This is a genomic window from Microbulbifer maximicatervae (SeqCode) (genome assembly GCF_052467955.1).
Genome location: NZ_CP174329.1, coordinates 3,666,493 through 3,686,150, shown reverse-complemented (window position 1 = coordinate 3,686,150; position 19,658 = coordinate 3,666,493). Strand labels below are relative to the sequence as shown.

The 19,658-nt window shown below is 47.6% G+C and carries 13 protein-coding genes; 7 read left to right on the top strand and 6 right to left on the bottom strand.

The features are described from left to right. Positions 1–278 precede the first annotated feature (278 nt). Both ACJJI5_RS15845 and ACJJI5_RS15840 read left to right on the top strand, forming a co-directional pair. Positions 279–1,652, top strand: coding sequence for an MFS transporter (locus tag ACJJI5_RS15845; RefSeq protein WP_445354597.1), 1,374 nt, complete (start codon positions 279–281; stop codon positions 1,650–1,652). 246 nt (positions 1,653–1,898) lie between these two features. Next, positions 1,899–3,677 (top strand): sulfatase-like hydrolase/transferase, encoded by a 1,779-nt coding sequence (locus ACJJI5_RS15840; RefSeq protein ID WP_445354596.1) that lies wholly within the window; start codon positions 1,899–1,901, stop codon positions 3,675–3,677. A 180-nt stretch (positions 3,678–3,857) separates the two neighbouring features. Here the strand turns inward: ACJJI5_RS15840 and ACJJI5_RS15835 are convergent, their stop codons facing one another. The 3 genes from ACJJI5_RS15835 to ACJJI5_RS15825 form a co-directional block, all read right to left on the bottom strand. Further along, on the bottom strand, positions 3,858–5,084 hold the full coding sequence (locus ACJJI5_RS15835) for a hypothetical protein (protein WP_445354595.1): 1,227 nt from the start codon (positions 5,082–5,084) through the stop codon (positions 3,858–3,860). 349 nt (positions 5,085–5,433) lie between these two features. Beyond that, a complete protein-coding gene (locus ACJJI5_RS15830) occupies positions 5,434–6,657 on the bottom strand; it encodes a hypothetical protein (protein ID WP_445354594.1) in 1,224 nt (407 codons plus the stop codon). 193 nt (positions 6,658–6,850) lie between these two features. Further along, positions 6,851–7,321, bottom strand: coding sequence for a hypothetical protein (locus ACJJI5_RS15825; RefSeq protein WP_445354593.1), 471 nt, complete (start codon positions 7,319–7,321; stop codon positions 6,851–6,853). Positions 7,322–7,522: 201 nt separating this feature from the next. Here ACJJI5_RS15825 and ACJJI5_RS15820 point away from each other — a divergent pair, with 201 nt between their 5' ends. Genes ACJJI5_RS15820 through ACJJI5_RS15810 form a run of 3 tightly spaced genes read left to right on the top strand, consistent with a single transcriptional unit; the run spans position 7,523 to position 11,759 of the window. Further along, positions 7,523–8,908 (top strand): MFS transporter, encoded by a 1,386-nt coding sequence (locus tag ACJJI5_RS15820; RefSeq protein ID WP_445354592.1) that lies wholly within the window; start codon positions 7,523–7,525, stop codon positions 8,906–8,908. Between the two features lie 40 nt (positions 8,909–8,948). Next, positions 8,949–10,328 carry an MFS transporter gene (locus ACJJI5_RS15815; RefSeq protein WP_445354591.1) on the top strand — a complete coding sequence of 460 codons (1,380 nt, stop codon included), beginning with the start codon at positions 8,949–8,951 and terminating at the stop codon, positions 10,326–10,328. Between the two features lie 51 nt (positions 10,329–10,379). Next, on the top strand, positions 10,380–11,759 hold the full coding sequence (locus tag ACJJI5_RS15810; protein ID WP_445354590.1) for an MFS transporter: 1,380 nt from the start codon (positions 10,380–10,382) through the stop codon (positions 11,757–11,759). Positions 11,760–11,781: 22 nt separating this feature from the next. Here the strand turns inward: ACJJI5_RS15810 and ACJJI5_RS15805 are convergent, their stop codons facing one another. Together ACJJI5_RS15805 and acnB are read right to left on the bottom strand one after the other, a co-directional pair. Continuing rightward, positions 11,782–13,929, bottom strand: a complete 2,148-nt coding sequence (locus ACJJI5_RS15805) for an alginate lyase family protein (RefSeq protein ID WP_445354589.1) — start codon at positions 13,927–13,929, stop codon at positions 11,782–11,784. A 265-nt stretch (positions 13,930–14,194) separates the two neighbouring features. Continuing rightward, positions 14,195–16,810 (bottom strand): bifunctional aconitate hydratase 2/2-methylisocitrate dehydratase, encoded by a 2,616-nt coding sequence (gene acnB, locus ACJJI5_RS15800; protein ID WP_445354588.1) that lies wholly within the window; start codon positions 16,808–16,810, stop codon positions 14,195–14,197. A 304-nt stretch (positions 16,811–17,114) separates the two neighbouring features. Here acnB and ACJJI5_RS15795 point away from each other — a divergent pair, with 304 nt between their 5' ends. Next, complete coding sequence (locus ACJJI5_RS15795) at positions 17,115–17,564, top strand: DUF1289 domain-containing protein (protein ID WP_413662547.1); 450 nt, start codon at positions 17,115–17,117, stop codon at positions 17,562–17,564. Between the two features lie 44 nt (positions 17,565–17,608). Here the strand turns inward: ACJJI5_RS15795 and ACJJI5_RS15790 are convergent, their stop codons facing one another. Further along, positions 17,609–18,544 carry a hypothetical protein gene (locus tag ACJJI5_RS15790; RefSeq protein ID WP_445354587.1) on the bottom strand — a complete coding sequence of 312 codons (936 nt, stop codon included), beginning with the start codon at positions 18,542–18,544 and terminating at the stop codon, positions 17,609–17,611. A 220-nt stretch (positions 18,545–18,764) separates the two neighbouring features. Between ACJJI5_RS15790 and ACJJI5_RS15785 the strand changes: the two genes are divergently transcribed. Next, positions 18,765–19,391, top strand: a complete 627-nt coding sequence (locus tag ACJJI5_RS15785; protein WP_444925343.1) for a MiaE family protein — start codon at positions 18,765–18,767, stop codon at positions 19,389–19,391. Positions 19,392–19,658: the final 267 nt, after the last annotated feature.

The following is a 19,658-nucleotide window of genomic DNA, read 5'->3' as shown; positions in this document are numbered from 1 at the left end:
CTTTTTTTTGAGCTTCAAACAATAATGTGAAGTTATTAAAATGGAAAAGAACCAGGTTGCTTAATCCCTCTATTTAACTCCACTTTTTAAGTAAAGAGTAAATGGCGTTATTAGCCGTCATTTAACGGATTTAGCCAATAAGCCTCCAAATCCATTTATCTACGCCTCAATCATCGCCAAATACAATATATGTAATTGTACGGGCAGTTAGGCTCTTACTCTGCCCCCATGATCTAGAGTGTGACTAGGTAGGGCCTAAGAGAGCTTGCATAGTAAAAATGACAAAAGTGAAGGGTATCTCAGAGGGGCAAATCTGGGGGCTATCTGTTCTCTTTTTATCGGTATTTTTGATCGCTAGTGATTTTACTGCCTTTTCACCGGCTCTCCCCGCTATCGCCAAAGACTTTTCTGTCCGAATATCATTCGTTCACTGGGTTGTGAATGCCTATGCCCTGGCCTATGGAGTCACTATTGTGACCAGTGGGCGTTTGGCGGATATCTATGGACGTGAAACTGTTTTCTTGATTGGTGTTGGTATATTTTCTTGCTCATCGCTATTGGGAGGGTTCGCGAGTGAGGTAGGGGTGCTGTTAATCGCCAGGGTATTGATGGGGTTGGGAGGTGCATTGGCCTGGTCGGCAATGCTGGGGATGGCTTACACACTGTTGCCATCTGATCGCGCAGGATTTGTTGGGGGCTTTGTTTTGGCCGCATTAGGTGTATCTACTGCTTGCGGGCCTGTTATTGGAGGAGTGCTGTCAGATTTTTTGAGCTGGCGCTGGATTTTATTTGTAAATATCCCCATTGCCATCTTTGTGGTCGTTTTTTACGTATTGAAGTACCCGTCAGAGCGCTTTGAGAAAAAAGACGAGCGAATTGATTACTTGGGCGTGTTAACCCTCTCCATATCCCTTTTCCTGTTTTTGTTGGCTCTTGATTTAATGACTCAGACAGGTAATTCTCGACTCTTGGTTTTCTGTCTACTGGCAATATCTTTATTGGCTGCGATAACTTTTACTTTTGTTGAAGCTCGAATGGCAGATGATGCTCTTATTCCAGCGAGCTTGGTGAAAAATCGTGTGTTTATGGCATCAGGAGTTAGTGTGTTTTTTGTCGCTATCGCCTTCTTTGCAACTCTTGTCTATATCCCTTTGCTTTTTATTAGCGTGCATCATTATTCTGCATTTCAGGCCGGATTGGCTTTGTTGCCAGCTATGGTCTCTTCTGGCATTTTTGCATTTGTATCTGGAGCAATTCATGAACAGTTTGGCCCAAAGTTGCTGCTCTGCTCAGGTGCTCTGGCGATGAGTCTGGGGCTTTTTATGCTCTCAGTTCACGGTAATCATATCGTCTATCTGGTCTTTGTACCGGGCATGTTATTGATTGGCATTGGATTAGGTATATTTAGTCCTGCCGCTGTGACTGCCGCAATAACTTCCGTAGAGGCCAGTAAATCCAGTTTATCTGGCGCTGTTGTCTATATGTTCCGTTTTTTAGGTGGCGCTGTGGGCTTGGGGATCAATTCAGCCATATTGGCCTCCGCACCGGATATTGCTACCGGCGTTAATCGGGCGTTACTGGTTGATGGATTTATTGTCTTTATAGGGTTCTTGATTGCACTTTTCTTCTTCCAGGAGCCCCGGAGAAAGTAATTGACGCGCTGTTTGGATTCTTCTTGGGCAATACGGTTTCTTATCGGTCTTTAGGAACGTGTTTCATATTTTCATTCTCTCTAATTGCTGACTGCAAGGGATAAGGCGAGTGGTCAGAGCTATCCTTCAACAAGTATTAGCAATGTTAACTCGTATGGGTTGTTACCTTTTAAATGTTGGTGGCTCAGGAACGGCTGAGCTCTTAGAGATTGCTAATAGCAAATTTATACGAAATGGATCTTGGATATGAAACTGTCTTGGTTGGGGTTCTTGGCTGATATATCTTTTGTTGTATCTCTTGTTGTAATCTTTATGGTGCCAGGCCCCATTGCTCTGGCAGAGAATTTACGGGGAAGCACCACGGGGCCAACCTCTGCACCAGGATATAGCCACCCGGATCAGTTTATCCATCTAAAGCCTGTAAAGCTGGCTGATAATATGTATCCGGTAATTCAGCATCCGCAAGAGGAAAAGCAAGCTAGACAGAAGCTGGCTCTTCTGGAGGAGAAGTTTGGCAAAAAGCCTAACATATTGATTTTCTTACTTGATGATGTGGGCTGGATGGATGTTGGCTTTAATGGTGGAGGTATTGCTGTCGGCAATGCCACACCCACCATGGATAAATTGGCGAATGAGGGGCTTATTCTAACCTCTGCCTACTCAACACCTTCATGCTCGCCAACACGGGCAACGATTCATACCGGTCAGAACCCCTTGCACCATGGCATTTTGCGCCCGCCTATGTACGGTGAAGCCGGCGGTTTGGATGGTGCAGTCACATTGCCCGCCATACTCAAGAAGCTGGGATACATTACCCAGGGGGTCGGTAAATGGCATATAGGTGAAAATAGGGGATCGCTACCGCAGAACGTTGGTTATGACGATTACCGAGGATTTCTCGGTGTATCAGATATGTATACGGAATGGAGAGACATCTATTTTAATCCGGAAGTGGCACTGTCTCCAGAGCGCTTTGCCATGATGCAGAAGGAGCCTTTTAGTCATAGCGAAGTACACTGTACGCCGCAGGATACGGAACGGTGTGAAGATGTTCATTTGATTGACCTGGACTATATCAAGGTACTCGATGACCAATGGATGGATTACAGTGTAAATTTCATCAGGCAAATGAAAAGCTCTGAAAAGCCATTCTTTTTGTATCACGCCCCCCGAGGTTGTCACTTTGATAATTATCCATCTGATAAATGGGCGGGGAAATCGCGAGCTCGTACAGTATATAGCGACTGTATGGTGCATATGGATTATGTACTTGCACAGCTATTTAGTGCTTTGCAGGAGACAAACCAGCTGGATAACACTCTGATTTTCTTTACCTCGGATAACGGCCCCGAGTGTGAGGTTCCCCCCTATGGCCGAACACCTTTTCGGGGTTGCAAGGGTACTAGCTGGGAAGGTGGTGTGAGGGTACCGACATTTGCCTATTGGAAGGGGATGATAAAGCCTCGCCGAACTGAAGGGTTGTTTGATCTGGCTGATCTATTTAACACAGCCATTTCAATAGCGGGCAAGCCCGGTAGGGAGGTGGCAAGTTTTGTTAATGAAGATCGATATATCGATGGTATCGATCAAACGGGAATGCTGTTGGCGGATAATGGCCAGTCTGCACGCCGTAGTCGGCCCTATACGATGAATCAGTATTTTTCTGCCATGCGTATTGATGAGTTCAAATATGTATGGACGGCAGAAATCGAAAATGGTGTCGTACAGAGGGGAAACTGGGGCGGGTTCAGTGGTCCCATTTTTGTTGAGAGTGGTGGGGCAATATTATTTAACCTTTATTCCAATCCTCAGGAAGATGTCAGTATCGGTGTGCGTCATTTGCCAATGCTTGTACCAGTGATGACATCGGCGGGAGACTATATGAAAGAACTTATTAAGTATCCCCCACAATTCAAGATCGGTTTTATATCCAACAACCCGCCAATCTATGACCTTTTACCTCAAGCCAAAGAGAAGTTAGAGCAGTTTGAGAAAGAGGGTACTGGTAAATATCCCTGGCCTTAGAGTTGATCCCTGAAATGTAGCTTTAACTCTATGAGTGGATTTATGCTTGAGCCGTATAAGTATGTAATATTTTGACGGCTATTAAACAGGGTGGCGGGAGCTATTTTCTTGAGATACAGGCCTCGATAGATCAAACAAAATGGCCGGCCTCGCTCGTGTTTGTGGAGGCCGGCCTGTGGACTACTGCAAGATTGTGCCGGTGTTACTGGTTCCCACTTGCGTAGCGGTTGCAGAGTTCCCAGATGTTGCCTGGGTGGTATCATGGGTGTTTGTTGTGCCCATTTGCATAATGTTGGCGGTATTCATCGTCATTGATTGATTAATCGTAACCGTATTGGAATCTCCAATCTGTTCCACATCGGCGACCAGTAAATCTCCAAGCTGGAATAGCGTAGAGGAATTGCTTAAGCCATCCTGTTCGATCTCAGCATCGTTACTGTCACCAAATTGAATGGCAAAAACCATATTGGTTGTACCCAGTTGTTCGGCAAAAAGGTTATTACCGAGGCCGTCCTGCTGTCCAAGATCAGCATCGTTTGAATCGCCATCCTGTATTAGCTCAGCAGTACCACCGGTAGATGTAAATTGTGTTATGAGTGAGGTATTACCTGTCCCTAACTGGATTGTGCTCTGAACATTCCCCGATCCGTTGGCGACCTGAAAAAAGGTAGCCATATTTGATGTTCCATCCTGAAATACAGTTGCCGTGCTAGAGGATTCATTTGCCTGAGTACCGTCGACTTCATTGGATGTTCCAAGTTGGGTAACAATAATCCCATTTCCTGAACTGCTTGATTGAATAGTTGAGCCGATATTGGAATCACCATTTTGGGTAATAGCGGCAGTATCCAGGGAGGAATTGGCTTGTAATGTGGTGAATTGATTGGAAGTGCCAATTTGTGTGGTTGTCGAAGTTACCGATGTGGTATTGGTTTGAGTGGCATCGAATAAATTAGTTTGACCACTTTGGAGTACAGTAATTGTCGATGTGGTCGCATTATCTTGCTCAATCGTCGAAACCGTATTGTTGTCGCCAATTTGGGTGCTGTTTATAACACTATTTGTAGAGTTGGTTATCTGTGATGTGGTCGATGAATTGTTGTCACCGGTTTGAGTGAATATCGCAAAGTTGCCCGACGTTGTGGGGTCAGCTTGGTTGGCTGTTGCTGTATTCCCGGTGCCATTCTGATTGACAATCGTGGTATTGGCGACAGCATGCGTGCTGATTGCTAAAGCAAGTGCCGAAGCAATATAGGTGTAAGCTCTCATATCTACTTCCTTACAAATCAACATATTAATCTTTATCAAGCGGATTACCGCCTGCTTGTCGATTTGGGACTCTGCGGAATATCTGGTTAGGCAAAGACGGCTCTCAAATCCCTGGGTAATTACTTGAATTTTTCCCATCCAAAGTTACTGCTCACACCCAAGATACTATCGTTAAAATGATTTTGGGTGATGATGTAGGATGACCTAACGATTTTCGGTCAGGTGAGCAGTATTTTCCTTGGGATTTAACTATCAATCTACTGAGAAGAAATCCCTAAAGAGATAGTTGCAGGCCTATATTGCTGCTTGTCTTGCATAAAAAGAAGTGACTAATGACGTTAGTCATTTCTTTTATAGATTTAAAATAGGGGAGGGTAAAAACCTGGGGGCTTTAATTGTTGAAAGATTTACTATAGCAAAGTAAATATCACTATATCATCAGGTATGGCCGGCTCCAGCTTGAGTCTCACAGGAGCCGGCCGATAAATTACTGCAAGATGGTACCTGTATTACTGGTACCTAGCTGGGTAGCAGTTGCTGAGTTTCCACTTGTTGCCTGGGTGGTGTCATGGGTGTTGGCAAAACCCATCTGCATAGTACTGGCATTATTGTTGGTTGATGTTTGGGTAATTGTTGCAGTATTCGAAGTCTGGATTTGTTCTATATAGGCTACGAGCAAGTCGCCATCCTGTGATAAATCTGCTGAGTTACTTAATCCCTCCTGGAGAATTTCGCCATCGTTACTTGAGCCAGTTTGATAAGTCATAACCATATTGGTGGTACCCAGCTGTTCGGCGTAGAGATTATTGCCGGTACCAAACTCTTGGGAAATATCAGCATCGTTTGAATCACCATCTTGTAATAACTCGGCAGTATCGCCGGTTGAGGTAAACTGCACCACTAATGATGTGTTACTCGTTCCCAGCTGGGTCGTAGTCTGACTATTCCCCGTTCCGACGCCTTGGCCAAACGCAGCCATATTCGATGTACCATTTTGAAATACTGTTGCAGTACTCGAGGTTTCACCTGACTGAGTGCCGCCTGCGGAATTGGTTGTTCCAAGTTGGGTGACGAAAAGTCCACTCCCCGATGTGCTTGATTGAATAACAGAGCCACTGTTTGAGTCACCATTTTGAGTGACTACAGTAGTATCAAGTGATGAATTGATTTGTACCGTACCGTATTGGTTGGATGTGCCAGTTTGCGTAGTCGTCGAGGTGCTTGAGGTGGTAGTACTTTGAAGTGCATTAAATAAATTGATTTGACCATTTTGCAGTACGGTAACAGTCGATGTAGTGGCATCGGTTTGATCAATCGATGAAACAGTGTTGTTGTCGCCAAGTTGGGTGCTGTTGATAACACTATTCGTAGTGTTGACTAGCTGAGATGTGGTCACTGAGTTGTTGTCACCGATTTGTGTAAGTATAGCAAAATTACCAGATGTTGATGGATCATTCTGGTTGGCTGTTATTGAATTTCCATTACCGTTTTGAATGGGAATAACTGTATTGGCGGCAGCGTGCCCACTGATGGCAATAGCGACTGCCGCAGCAATGGAGGCGTAAGTTTTCATATCTATTTCCTTGCAAATCAACATATTAAGTTCTATCAAGCGGATTACTGCCTGTTTGTCGATTTGGGACTCTGCTGAATAGCTGGTTAGGCAAAGACGGCTCTCAAATCCCTGGGTAATTACTTGAATTATTTTCACCCAAAGCTACCACTGACATCCAAAGCACTATCGTTAAAATGATATTGGATGACGTTATAGGATGACCCTCCGATTTTTGATTATGGGCAGAGTGTTTTCCTTGGGAATTAACTATCAATATTCTGAGAAGAATTTCCCAAAGGTGATCGGAGGCTCTTAATTCTTCGTCTAAAAGGGGAAGTGACAGGTTCTTTTATGCGTTCTTTACATCTTTGCCAGATTTTTCAACAAAATAATGGCATAAAAAGGCAATGGGAATTGAGTATAAAGCGATAATAAATGCGAGACCGAAGAAACCTGATTCTGTTGTTGCTACTCCTGCACAGCAAAGGAGAATGCTTGGAAGAGCACCACCCAATACCATGGAAATTCGGTTGTATCTCTGCATCTTTAACAGGAAGTACTCAATAAGCTTCCCGTAGGTTAGGGTAGAGATTAAGGATATCAGAGTAGTCATCAGATAGAATGTCAGCATGGGGAATGTGCCACTAAGAATCTGAATTCCGGAAGTACCTGGCAAGGAAAAAACCGCAATAATAGTTGGCAATACGACACAGGTTAGCGCAGTAGCTTTAAGGGCAATAAGGAAGGATATAGTTTTGGGCGCAGGAGTGGTTCTACTTTCCAGGTTGGCCTTAGGCGCTTTGTAATAATTTGTAGGCATGTACTTCTTGATGAAACTCGCTTAAATCTATTGTTTTCAAGTGGGGTGTAGCTTAATTAATAGTAATCACTAGCTGTTGTCATGTAAATACGATAGTGGCTCGAATTATATAGATTTTTGATCGCGAATTGAGGCTTTTGGAGGGTTGGGTACTGGGGCAAATACACCATACTGGTTACAAAGTATGTGTAGATTGAATCAATGGCAGCAAATGGAAGACCTTTAACTCCCTCCCATTTTTGGGGGCTTTTTGCGCTACTGTTGGCGGCATTTCTTCTTGCCAATGATTATACGGCATTTTCGCCGGCACTCCCGGCAATTCAAAAGACATTCAATGTCGATATCACCACCATTCACTGGGTCGTTAATGCCTATACCCTGGTGTATGGCGTTTTGATTGTGTCTACGGGCAGAATGGCTGATATTTATGGTCGCCGGCGAATGTTTATTACCGGCATCTATATCTTTACGGTATCTTCCCTTGTTGGTGGATTTGCGGGAAATATAGGGACGCTACTATTCGCCCGTGCAGGGATGGGGTTGGGAGGAGCCTTGGCCTGGGCAGCCATCCTGGGTATGGTCTTCTCCCTCTTGCCCAGGGATAAGGCCGGACTGGCCGGAGGATTGATTCTCACTACAACGGGGTTGGCCAATGCCAGTGGCCCAGTGATCGGTGGTCTATTGGCTGACTTTGCCAGCTGGCGCTGGATATTATTCATCAATATTCCCATTGCTTTGCTGGTTATTTTTCTGTGTTGGAGTAAATATCCTCCAGCTAATATGCAGAGAAGCACTAAGAAAATTGACTATTGGGGTGTTATTACCCTCTGTGGGTCTTTATTTAGTTTCCTCCTGGCTATGGATCTGGTGGTTCAGTATGGCTTGTCTCACTTCTATGTGTGGGGCCTATTGGTACTGTCCATATTTCTCATGATAGTTTTTTCTGTTGTTGAAACTGTTGATCCGAATAACGCGCTAATTCCCGGAGAGTTGATAAAGAACAGAGGCTTTATCGCCGTTGGACTGAGTATGTTCTTTGTTGCTATCGCATTCTTTGCGACCCTGGTTTACATCCCGCAGCTATTTATCAAGGTAAAGGGCTATTCTGCCTTTGGGGCAGGGTTGGCGTTGTTACCATTAATGGTCAGCTCTGGTGTAGTAGCCTATATTTCTGGCGCTTTATACGAGCGGCTAGGCGCTAAGATCTTGATTTGTGTTGGCGGTTTAGGGATGTGTTTAGGGCTGTTTCTACTGTCGGCTGTTGAGCCCCAAGCATCTTATATTCGTTTTCTTCCCGGGCTTTTGATAGTGGGCAGCAGTATTGGCATATATAGCCCTACGATTGTTACAGCGGCAATTAGTGTCGTTGAGCCCAGTGATTCCAGTTTGGCAGGGTCGATTATCTATATGTTTAAATTTGTGGGAGGGGCACTTGGGCTGGGGGTTAATGCGACTTTACTGGCAATGGCTCCCAACATTGCTGTTGGGATTGAGCGGGCCTTTGTGGTTGATGCTTATCTGGCACTACTTGGGTTCTTGATTTCCATGATTTTCTTTTCTGGTCTTTCAACAAAAACGGTTCGTTAATGGCTGCTATTTTCACTGAGAACAAGCCGAGTTTTTAGGTATGGTTGATAAAAAGGCCTCGGTGAAAAGTAATCTATACCTTGGTCTAGTTGCGCTGTCCCTGGCCATCTTTCTTGTGGCCAATGATTTCACTGCTTTTTCACCGGCACTGCCTGTGGTTGAACAAGAGTTCCAGTCAGATCTTACTACGAGTCAATGGGTAATTAGTGCTTACGCATTGGTTTGCGGTGTGTTGATAGTTTCAGGAGGTCGTCTGGCTGACATGTATGGTAGGAGGCGAACATTCATTGTCGGGTTATTAATTTTCATGATTTTCTCGTTTTTGGGCGGAATTGCTGGAAGTATGGGGATGCTGTTGGTTTCCCGTGCATTTATGGGGGCGGGGAGTGCGCTGATTTGGCCGGCTGTTTTGGGGATGATGTACAGTCTGATGACACCGAAGAATGCAGGGTTGGCCGGTGGGCTGATTATTACGATATGCGGAATAGCAAATTCTGTAGGGCCATTAGTGGGAGGTTTTCTGGCCGACTATATCAGCTGGAGGTGGATTCTATTTATTAATTTACCACTTTCTCTAGTGGTTCTTTATCTTTGCTTCAGAGTGATTCCACCAGACTCGTTAAATGTGCCTAAAGAGAAGTTAGATTATCGAGGAATTGCTCTACTGTCATCAGCACTATTCTCTCTTCTGCTTGCTTTCGACTTTGTAGTCGATGTAGGGTTTAAAAACTATCTGGTGTTTGGGCTGTTTATGGCTTTTTTTCTCTTGTTTTGCCTCTTTATATTGGTTGAGGGGAGAGAAGCTGAGGGGGCATTAATCCCTCCAGATGTAGCAGGAAATAAGTCTTTTGTCACCGCAGCCTGTGCCGCGTTGTTAATTGCCCAGTTCTTCTATGCGGGGTTCTTTTTTATCCCGCAATATTTAAGTAAAGTCCATGGAGCTTCTGCAACAATAGCAGGTCTGGGATTGGTGCCACTTATGTTGGCGTTTAGTGTATTTGGTTTTGTTGCTGGTAAAGTCTATAAGGTGCTGGGAGCCAAGCCAATTGTCTCCATAGCAACGCTATTAATGGCTTTAGGTTTATATATGCTGTCTCATATCTTTCAGGACAGTCAATATATTCGCTTGGTTCCCGGGTTGTTAATTTTGGGGGCGGGTATTGGTTTATTCAATTCTACTATAATCACGTTTGCAATATCGGTTGTTGATCCGCGTCGAGCAAGTTTGGCCGGAGCAATAATCTTTATGATTCAAATAGCTGGTGGTGCAGTGGGGTTGGGCCTGAATACCACAATAGTCGCAATGGCTGGTGATATATCTTATGGGATTAGTCAGGCATTTATATTAAACGCATACTTGGCGATGTTATCTTTTATTATTTGCGTTTTATTTATAGGGTCTAAGGAAGAAAAAGCTTAACATCATTTTGTATATCAATAGGTTCATATATATGTAATTACAGGTGGCGTCATGGAAAGGCAAGAGGGTCTCTTAGATAAGAATTTATACCTTGGAATGTTGGCTCTGTCTCTTGCCATTTTCCTTGTCGCCAATGATTTTACAGCATTTTCACCCGCGCTGCCGGCAATGGAGCACGAGTTCCACTCTGACCTTACAACGACCCAGTGGGTCATTAATGGTTACGCCTTAGTCTTTGGAGTACTGATTATTTCAGGTGGGCGCCTTGCCGATATGTATGGCAGGAGGAGGGTATTCTTTATTGGAACCCTGCTATTTATGGCGTTCTCACTTATCGGTGGGCTTGCAGTTAATATGGGAATGTTATTGATATCCCGGGCACTGATGGGGATTGGAGGGGCTATGATGTGGCCGTCGATCCTGGGTATGACCTATGGCCTGATGACTGAAAAGCGAGCGGGTTTGGCTGGAGGACTGGTGATTACTGTTTGCGGTATTGCCAATTCAGTTGGACCACTATTGGGTGGTGCCCTGGCCGATTATGCCAGTTGGAGATGGATTTTCTTTATCAACCTGCCGGTATCGGCAATTGCTTTATATGTTTGCTGGAGAGTGATTCCTGATGACTCTCCAGAAGTTTGCGATGAGCGCATTGACTACGCTGGAATCACCTTCCTGTCGATGGCTTTATTTGCCTTGTTGCTGGCTTTTGATCTTGTTGTTGATGTCGGTTTTAAAAGTCCATTGGTTCTCGGTCTTTTAGCCGCCTTTTTCCTGTTTATTTGCCTGTTCACTGTTGTTGAGAAAAAAGTAGCGGCTCAGGCCTTGATTCCGCAGGATGTGGCTGGAAATAAACGGTTTGTCTTCGCCTCTATTGCTACGTTATTGATTTCAGCACTTTTCTTTGCAGGATTGTTTTTTATTCCCCAATTCTTAACCCATGTTCGAGGTGCTTCGGCAATGAAGGCGGGTATGGGGCTGATCCCTATGATGCTCTCCTTTAGCGTTTTCGGCTTTCTGGCAGGGAAGCTATATGATGTGATTGGAGCAAAGAAGATAGTATCGGCAGCTACTTTATTGATGACGCTGGGAATGTATCTTCTATCTCATATCCACAAGGATACTCAATATATGTCTTTGGTTCCCGGGCTTGTGATATTGGGTGCTGGTATTGGTTTGTTCAATTCCACCATTACAACTGTAGCTATAACGGTTGTTGATAGCAGTAGGGCAAGTTTAGCGGGTGCAATCATTTTTATGTTTCAAATAGCGGGTGGTGCCGTAGGATTAGGGTTGAATACAACGATAGTGGCGATGGCCACTGACATGCCAACGGGTATTGAATATGCATTTACTGTAAATGCCTATCTCGCCATGTTTGCTTTTATTATTTGCATTTTATTTGTCGAGGATAAAAATCCTGAAGCTTGATTATTAATAATCTATCCGTTGTCTATTTTTCCGTTTCAGTTGTTAATTGATCGGCACCCCTTAAAGGTAAAGTTTGTACTTCTTTGCCGAAGTTCCAAAATGGGAAAATTCCCGTTTCAATTGGGAATACAGGTTTGCATTGACTGATTGGTGCGGCATTAAGTTCTATTTTTAGCTCTCCATAGTGTTGTCTGTAAGCAGAGGCTATTGGGGCCAGCCTCTGCCGGTCAAAATACTTGGCGCCCTTGTTGTTTTCGAATGCTTGTAGAAAATCATCTATTCCCTGTTGGACGCCAGCCCTATTTCTTGCCGTGAAGTTCCAGAGATCTTCATCCATTGTTTCAGCGAGTTCGGCTAGATAAATCCATGATTGAAGATTGAGGCATTCATAATGAACACTATTTTTACTCTTGGTTTTCGATACTTGGTTATCCGAGTGATCAAACTGCTCCAATATTCGGAAGCGGGAGTCCCTGAGAGTTTTTCTGGCAGTTTGTATTTGATTGAGATAGAGCGCTAAAGCTACAACTTGCAAATCATACTGTGTGCCAAGATGCCCCAATTTTGGACGCATTGATTGCCCTCGATGACAATCTATCAACCAGCTAAGGTATTGCTCCAGATGGTGGTCTAATAGCTCAACCCCTATTAAACGAATCTGTTGTTCTTGTTTAAGTTCCTTTAAAGTGGAGAGGGTGTGGACCAATAGGTTGGGATTTACAGATTGTAATTGTTTGCTGTATTTCGTTTCATGTTTGTGGGGGAATAGCTTGATAAGGTTATTGTCGATAAATTGAATGAATTCGGGCTTAGAGCAGTGGGATTGCGCAAGGGCGACAATGATCAAATCCTGAAGCAAGCTATTAATCGAAGTGGGCCGTGCCCTCTGTTTTGCTCTTACCGATCTTTGCGTGGCCTCTCTTAGTAGCATTAGATAGGAAGGGTTGCGCCTGTTTGTACCGGCCAACTTGCTGCCAGAGGCGCTTGTATCGGCGCAGAAGCTGGAATCATCGAGTTGATCCAGCATGGCAAGGATAGCTTCAGAGCGAGTCGTTCCTCGCTCCCGGCTGGACTGCTGATCTGTTCGCTCCAGGTGCGGTTTTCCGGAAAATAGTCTGGCTACCCAGCCTCCCTGAGTATAGTGGCCCGCGGCTTCCGAGTAATCCGGGCAGGGGAGATCCCATGGGAAAATTGCCCACTCGTCCCATTTCCCCGATACGCCTAGCCGCCATAAAAGCTCTACCTTGGGGCGCCTGCCGTAGCAGTAGCGGCTATCAAAAATCTCTCTGCTATCAGATCGAAACACTATCTGAGGCTCTTCTGTGGGGTTTGGTTCGAAGTCTTCACTCAGAACAGATTGGTTATCCAGTAGTCTTGCCATTGGAATAACATGGTAGGGGTAAGCATTGTTGTTGAGTACTTGTTGCTTTATTGCTTGCCAGGCTTTTGGAGTTACAAAGCAATTGCCATCCCAGGGTAAAATCCAGTCTGCTTTTGATTTTCCGTCCTGGAGGGCGAGATTTCTGGCCCCATTATTATTCATTACATAATTATTTTTATGGCGGTAAAGGCTCAGCTCTGCCTGAACGGCTAAGTCCCGGCGTAATCGGAGGTCTTTTAATTTGTAGGGGGCATAGCTGATAGGGTGATCGAGGATATTCCACTCTATTTTTCGGTAGTCGTCCCAGCTAAAGGGGATTTTGAGAAAAGTCTGTTGATAGTTGTCGAGTAGTTTAATGATGGCTACTTCTTCATTAGGGTCGACTATTCGATTGAGGATAAATATTTTTTCGCAGTCGTCGAGTGCCGACTCATGCTTCAAAATAAATTCAAGATTCTTGCGGGACTGTCCCACACTATGCCGGGGAGCTAAGTCGTTGCCGATGACTCTGTAGAGAACAAAGGTCTGGGTTCTATTTGTTGTGGCTTTATGAGATTTGACTGGCGTAGTTTTGGGGTAGGGGGAACGACTGCTCGGATAGTGGAATTTGGGAAAATGGCGGTACCTACGCATGATGATATTGAATAGGCGCTTGGCATATTTGAGGGTTTTTCTTCTTAGTTTTTGAGAAAAAAATATCCAGCGATCTCGCCACCTTAGCCAAAAAGTGTGCTCACGGAGTGATGTTGTTTCCTGTTCGGAAGCTAGCTGTTTTACGGGCGTTGGCATGGAAGCGTATTCTTATAGTTAGATATAGAGAAATCTAGTGAGTGCTCATTGATTGCTGACGGAAAGCCGGCAATCGAATTTTGTTCTCGTGATTCGGAGTTTATTATAGTCGGCTAGATTCTAGAGCTTGTTGTTTAGCCATGTAGACGTAATGCGCGCCAGCTTAAAAGTTATTTTTTTGTGCTGGGGCAAGCGGAGATCTTTCCAATAGGCAAAAAAAAGCCCCGCTAGTTAGCGGGGCTTTTGGTCTGGATCAGGCTGTCAATTAGACATTCACTTCCTGGATCTCAGTCGCGGCGATGCGCTTGCCTTCTTCGGCAGACTTCTGGAAGTCTTCAATCTGATCGAAGTTCAGGTAGCGGTAGATCTCGCTGGACATGGAGTCCAGGTTCTGTGCGTATTCCTGGTACTCAGCCGGAGTTGGCAGTTTACCCAGGATGGCGCCTACAGAAGCCAGCTCAGCGGAGGTCAGGTACACGTTGGCACCATCGCCCAGGCGGTTGGGGAAGTTACGGGTAGAGGTGGACAGTACGGTGGCATTCGGTGCCACACGTGCCTGGTTACCCATACACAGGGAGCATCCAGGCATTTCGGTGCGGGCACCGGCAGAGCCGTAGATGTTGTAGTAACCCTCTTCCATCAACTGGTGCTCGTCCATCTTGGTGGGCGGGGAGATCCACATGCGAGTGGAGATGCCACCTTTGTGTTCTTGCAGCAGTTTACCGGCAGCGCGGAAGTGACCGATGTTGGTCATACAGGAGCCGATAAAGACTTCATCTACCTTGTCGCCAGCAACGTCGGACAGCAGGCGTGCGTCGTCCGGGTCGTTCGGAGCACATACGATTGGCTCTTTGATCTCGGCCAGATCGATCTCAATCACTTCCAGGTACTCGGCGTCGGCGTCCGCTTCCATCAGTTTCGGGTTGGCCAGCCACTCTTCCATGGCGCGCGCGCGGCGCTCCAGGGTGCGCTTGGAGCCGTAACCTTCAGCGATCATCCAGCGCAACAGGGTTACGTTGGAGCGCAAGTACTCAGACATGGTGTCTTCGGACAGCTTGATGGTACAGCCAGCAGCGGAGCGCTCGGCGGAGGCGTCGGACAGCTCGAATGCCTGCTCTACAGTCAGGTCTTCCAGGCCTTCGATCTCGAGGATGCGGCCGGAGAAGATGTTCTTCTTGCCTTTCTTCTCAACAGTCAGCAGGCCCTGCTTGATGGCGTAGAGAGGGATGGCGTGAACCAGGTCGCGCAAGGTGATGCCTGGTTGCATTTTGCCTTTGAAGCGCACCAGTACGGACTCAGGCATATCCAGCGGCATAACGCCGGTAGCGGCGGCGAAAGCTACCAGACCGGAACCTGCCGGGAAGGAGATACCCATGGGGAAGCGGGTGTGGGAGTCACCACCGGTACCTACGGTGTCCGGCAGCAGCATGCGGTTCAGCCAGCTGTGGATGATGCCGTCAGCCGGGCGCAAGGAAACACCGCCACGGTTCATGATGAAGTCCGGCAGGGTGTGCTGGGTACTGATATCAACGGGCTTGGGATAGGCCGCAGTGTGACAGAAAGACTGCATTACCAGGTCGGCGGAGAAGCCGAGGCAGGCCAGGTCTTTCAGTTCGTCACGGGTCATGGGGCCAGTGGTGTCCTGGGAGCCCACAGTGGTCATTTTCGGCTCGCAGTAGGTGCCCGGACGGATACCTTCAACGCCACAGGCTTTACCAACCATCTTCTGCGCCAGAGTGTAACCTTTGCCGGTGTCGGCAGGTTGTTCAGGCTTGCGGAACAGCTCGGAAGGCGCAAGGCCCAGGGCTTCACGGGCTTTGCCGGTCAGGCCGCGACCGATGATCAGGTTGATACGACCGCCAGCCTGAACTTCGTCCAGCAGTACGTCGGACTTCAGTTGGAATTCAGACAGGACTTTGCCGTCTTCGGCCAGGATCTTGCCGTCGTAAGGGCGGATCTCGATAACGTCGCCCATGCCCAGTTCGTCAACGGGGGCTTCGAATACCAGTGCGCCGGCATCTTCCATGGTGTTGTAGAAGATCGGGGCAACTTTACCGCCGATACAAATACCGCCACCTTTCTTGTTGGGCACGCCAGGCATTTCTTCACCGAAGTACCACAACACGGAGTTGGTGGCGGACTTACGGGAGGAACCGGTACCTACTACGTCGCCAACGAAAGCAACGGGCAGGCCCTTGGCTTTAACTTCTTCGATCTGCTTCAGCGGACCGGTAACACCTGCTTCCTCTGGCTCCAGGCCGTCGCGCTTCATTTTGTACATGGCCAGCGCGTGAAGCGGAATGTCCGGACGAGACCAGGCATCCGGTGCCGGAGACAGGTCGTCAGTGTTGGTTTCGCCAGTTACCTTGAATACGGCAACTTTGATGCTCTCGGGTACTTTGTTGCGCTTGGTGAACCACTCAGCGTCTGCCCAGGATTGCATTACCGCTTTGGCGAATTCGTTGCCGGCTTTGGCTTTCTCTTCCACATCGTGGAAGGCGTCAAACATCAGCAGAGTGCCTTTCAGCTGCTCGGCAGCCAGTTCGGCCAGATCTTTGTCGTCCAGCAGCTCGACCAGGGTGGAGATGTTGTAACCGCCCAGCATTTGGCCCAGCAGTTCTACAGCGTGTTTGCGATCGATCAGCGGGGATTCTGCTTCACCTTTGATAATGGCGGACAGGAAACCTGCTTTAACATAAGCGGCTTCGTCAACGCCCGGCGGAACGCGTTGGGTGAGCAGGTCAACCAGTTCCTGTTCTTCGCCTTTTGGCGGATTTTTCAGCAATTCAACCAGGCCGGCGACTTGCTCGGCGTCCAATGGCTTTGGCGGAATGCCTTGTTCGGCGCGCTCGGCGACGTGTTTGCGATAGGCTTCAAGCACTGATAAGTCCCTCTTGGTGTGTGGGGTGGCACCTACAGCGGGTGGAATTCCCGATCTATTAACTGTCAGCCGGGATTTTTTTTTCGAGGCCGCTGATGGCGGGGGGCGAATACTACAGGAAAGCCCTACTGCTGTTAAGTTTATCGAAAAATCAATAATTTAAGTGAATTATGACTATTTACTGGGTGAATTTTAGTAGTTTGGCAGCTGGTACTTCCCCCCTTTTCTTGGCGGCGGAAACAAAATAGGCTACGCGCAATTTGAAGGCCGCGCGGGCGGCATAAATAGGTTGGTCGGATAGTTAATGTATAAGAAGGTTCGCACGCCCTGTATCGGTGTTTGCTCCACGGGAATTGGCGATGATGTTTGCCGTGGTTGCAAGCGCTTTGCACATGAGGTGATTGATTGGAATGCCTACAGTGAAGAGCAGCGCCGGGTAATTGCCGAGCGCCGAGAAGGGTATTTGGTGAACGCAGTGCGCAGCCAGTTGGAGATCGTGGATCGCGAGCTGCTATTGGAGCAGCTTCATCACCAGCGGGTCCGTTTTGATGAAAGTCAAAATCCCTACTGTTGGGTGTTCGAACTGTTGAGGGCAGGGGCCAGCCAGATATCGGACCTCAAGGCTTTTGGGTTGCAACTCACCGCACAGGCGCGCGGTGTTCCACTGGTGGAAATTCGCCGCCTTATTGATGAGGATTTTTACGCACTGTCTGTCGCCTATTACCAGCGCTATGTGGCGCCTGGTATTACCTAGGACGGTTCAAAAATTGATGGCAGCCCCATTTGGGGGGCTTGGATTTAGCGCTGCTGGCGCAAAAATACTCTGAGCGCCGGTAGAAAGGGTTCGCTGGCGATTGCCAGATCCCGCCGCTGGCGCCGCCGGCTCAAGCTCGGTTGGTGGTCAACTCGGGTGAATTCAGGCAGCTGCCCGGCTTCGTTGGCTTCTACCAGGATCGGCATGGAGGAATAGCCGACCTGATGATATTCCTCTTCCTCACTTAGCTCATGCCCATAGAAGATTTCCGCTACCTGGAGATTGGGGCGACTCTGTACCTGCACCTGGCGTAAATCCTCCTGCTGGCTTTTGTGTAGCCCGGCGAGTAGCTGGCGCTGATATTGGATACCGGGATCGGACCCTTGAGGGTCCAGCTGTACCAACTTCTTTTCACACCATTTCACCGTGACCTTGCGAATAGATTTACGCGCCTTGATCCATGAAAGGGTGATGGCATCCGGCCGCTTCGGGCACATCAACACTAGGCGATAGCATTGGCGTAGATGTGCGCGGGGGTACCCAGCATCCGCAAGGGTTTCCCGCACAGTGCGATCCTGCTCAGCTACTGGCCGCTCCGCTAGGGCGCTGCGAAGTTCGGCAATAGCCTTGGCAAAGATCTCTTTGTGGTTATTGAGTTGTTGGGCAAGCTCAAGGGTTTTGGTCGGTACCGCCAATAAACCTGGTACTTGTAAAGTAGCGCGGGCATCTCCTCCGGCGCTAACGGGCTCCAGATAGTCGAGTTGCGAGTAGAGAGCGCCTGACAGTGAATAGGGGCGTTCAAAGCTCTGATTGAGACTGAGTGCGGCATCCTGTGCGAAAGGGGGCTGAAGTAGATAGTGCTGCCAGGGTTTCTCGGCATTTTGCAGCAACTCCAGGGATTCTCTCAGGGCTTGGGCGGCGCCATGGATATTTTCTAATAGCGGCGGGATAGCTTTTGCCTGGGTTCTGTAGTCATTCATCAGATATGCCGGATAAAAAGTGACTTTTATATTAATGCACTTAATAAATCGTTATCAAGTTGAGTGTATTTATCACTAGGGACCTTCCTGGATAATTGCAGCCCCGGTTTGTCAGTCGGGGGAGTAGTGCCCGCTGGTGGTTTAAAAGCGGGCGTTTGTGGCTTGGGGCCGCTATAATCCCGCGCCAAGTTATTTTGCTCCGGTTAAGTTTGTTCGCCCTATGAATGCTCAAGTCCCAGATCTGTCCGCTATCAATGAATTCCTGCTGTGTCCCACGCCCGATGCCTGGGTGGAGGCTGCATTGAAGGAGCCGGAAATGATGCTGATCGATCATGCCAACTGCGAGAAAAAAGCGGCGGGTACTGCCCTGAACCTGATGTTTCGCTATCTGAATGACTTTGAGCTGCTGAACAAAATGTCGCGTCTGGCTCGCGAAGAGCTGCGCCACTTTGAGCAGGTGCTGGCGATTATGGAGAAGCGCGGTATCGCCTACCCCCACGTTAGTGCCTCCCGCTACGCGGCGGGCCTTCGTGCCGAAGTCCGCAGCGCAGAGCCGGGGCGACTGATCGACACGCTGATTTGTGGCGCTATTATCGAAGCGCGCTCCTGCGAGCGCTTTGCACGGATTGCGCCTCAGTTAGATGATGAGTTGCAGAAGTTTTATCTCTCCCTGCTTAAATCTGAGGCGCGTCACTTCCGCGATTACCTACATCTTGCCCAGAAGGCTTCCGATGAAGATATTCAATCTAGGGTTCAGGTACTGCTGGAGAAAGAAAAGGAATTAGTGGAAGGCAGTGATGGACAGTTCCGCTTTCACAGTGGTGTGCCGGAGAGTGCAGGGCAGTAATTCTCGCTTGGCCTGCTAAGGTGGCTCAGATTTTCAGGAAGCTTTCGAATTGATGTTTATTAGCTACAAGCTTCCTGATTCTTTAGTGATAACACCAGAATTCTTGCTGCCTAAGCTCACTATATGGGGTCATACCGGCAGTAGCGCTAATCGTTGGTTATGGAATTATCGTAGGGCTGCTTGGTAGTTCTGTTACCTTTACCCGACCCGACCCGACCCGACCCGACCCGACCCGACCCGACCCGACCCGACCCGACCCGACCCGAC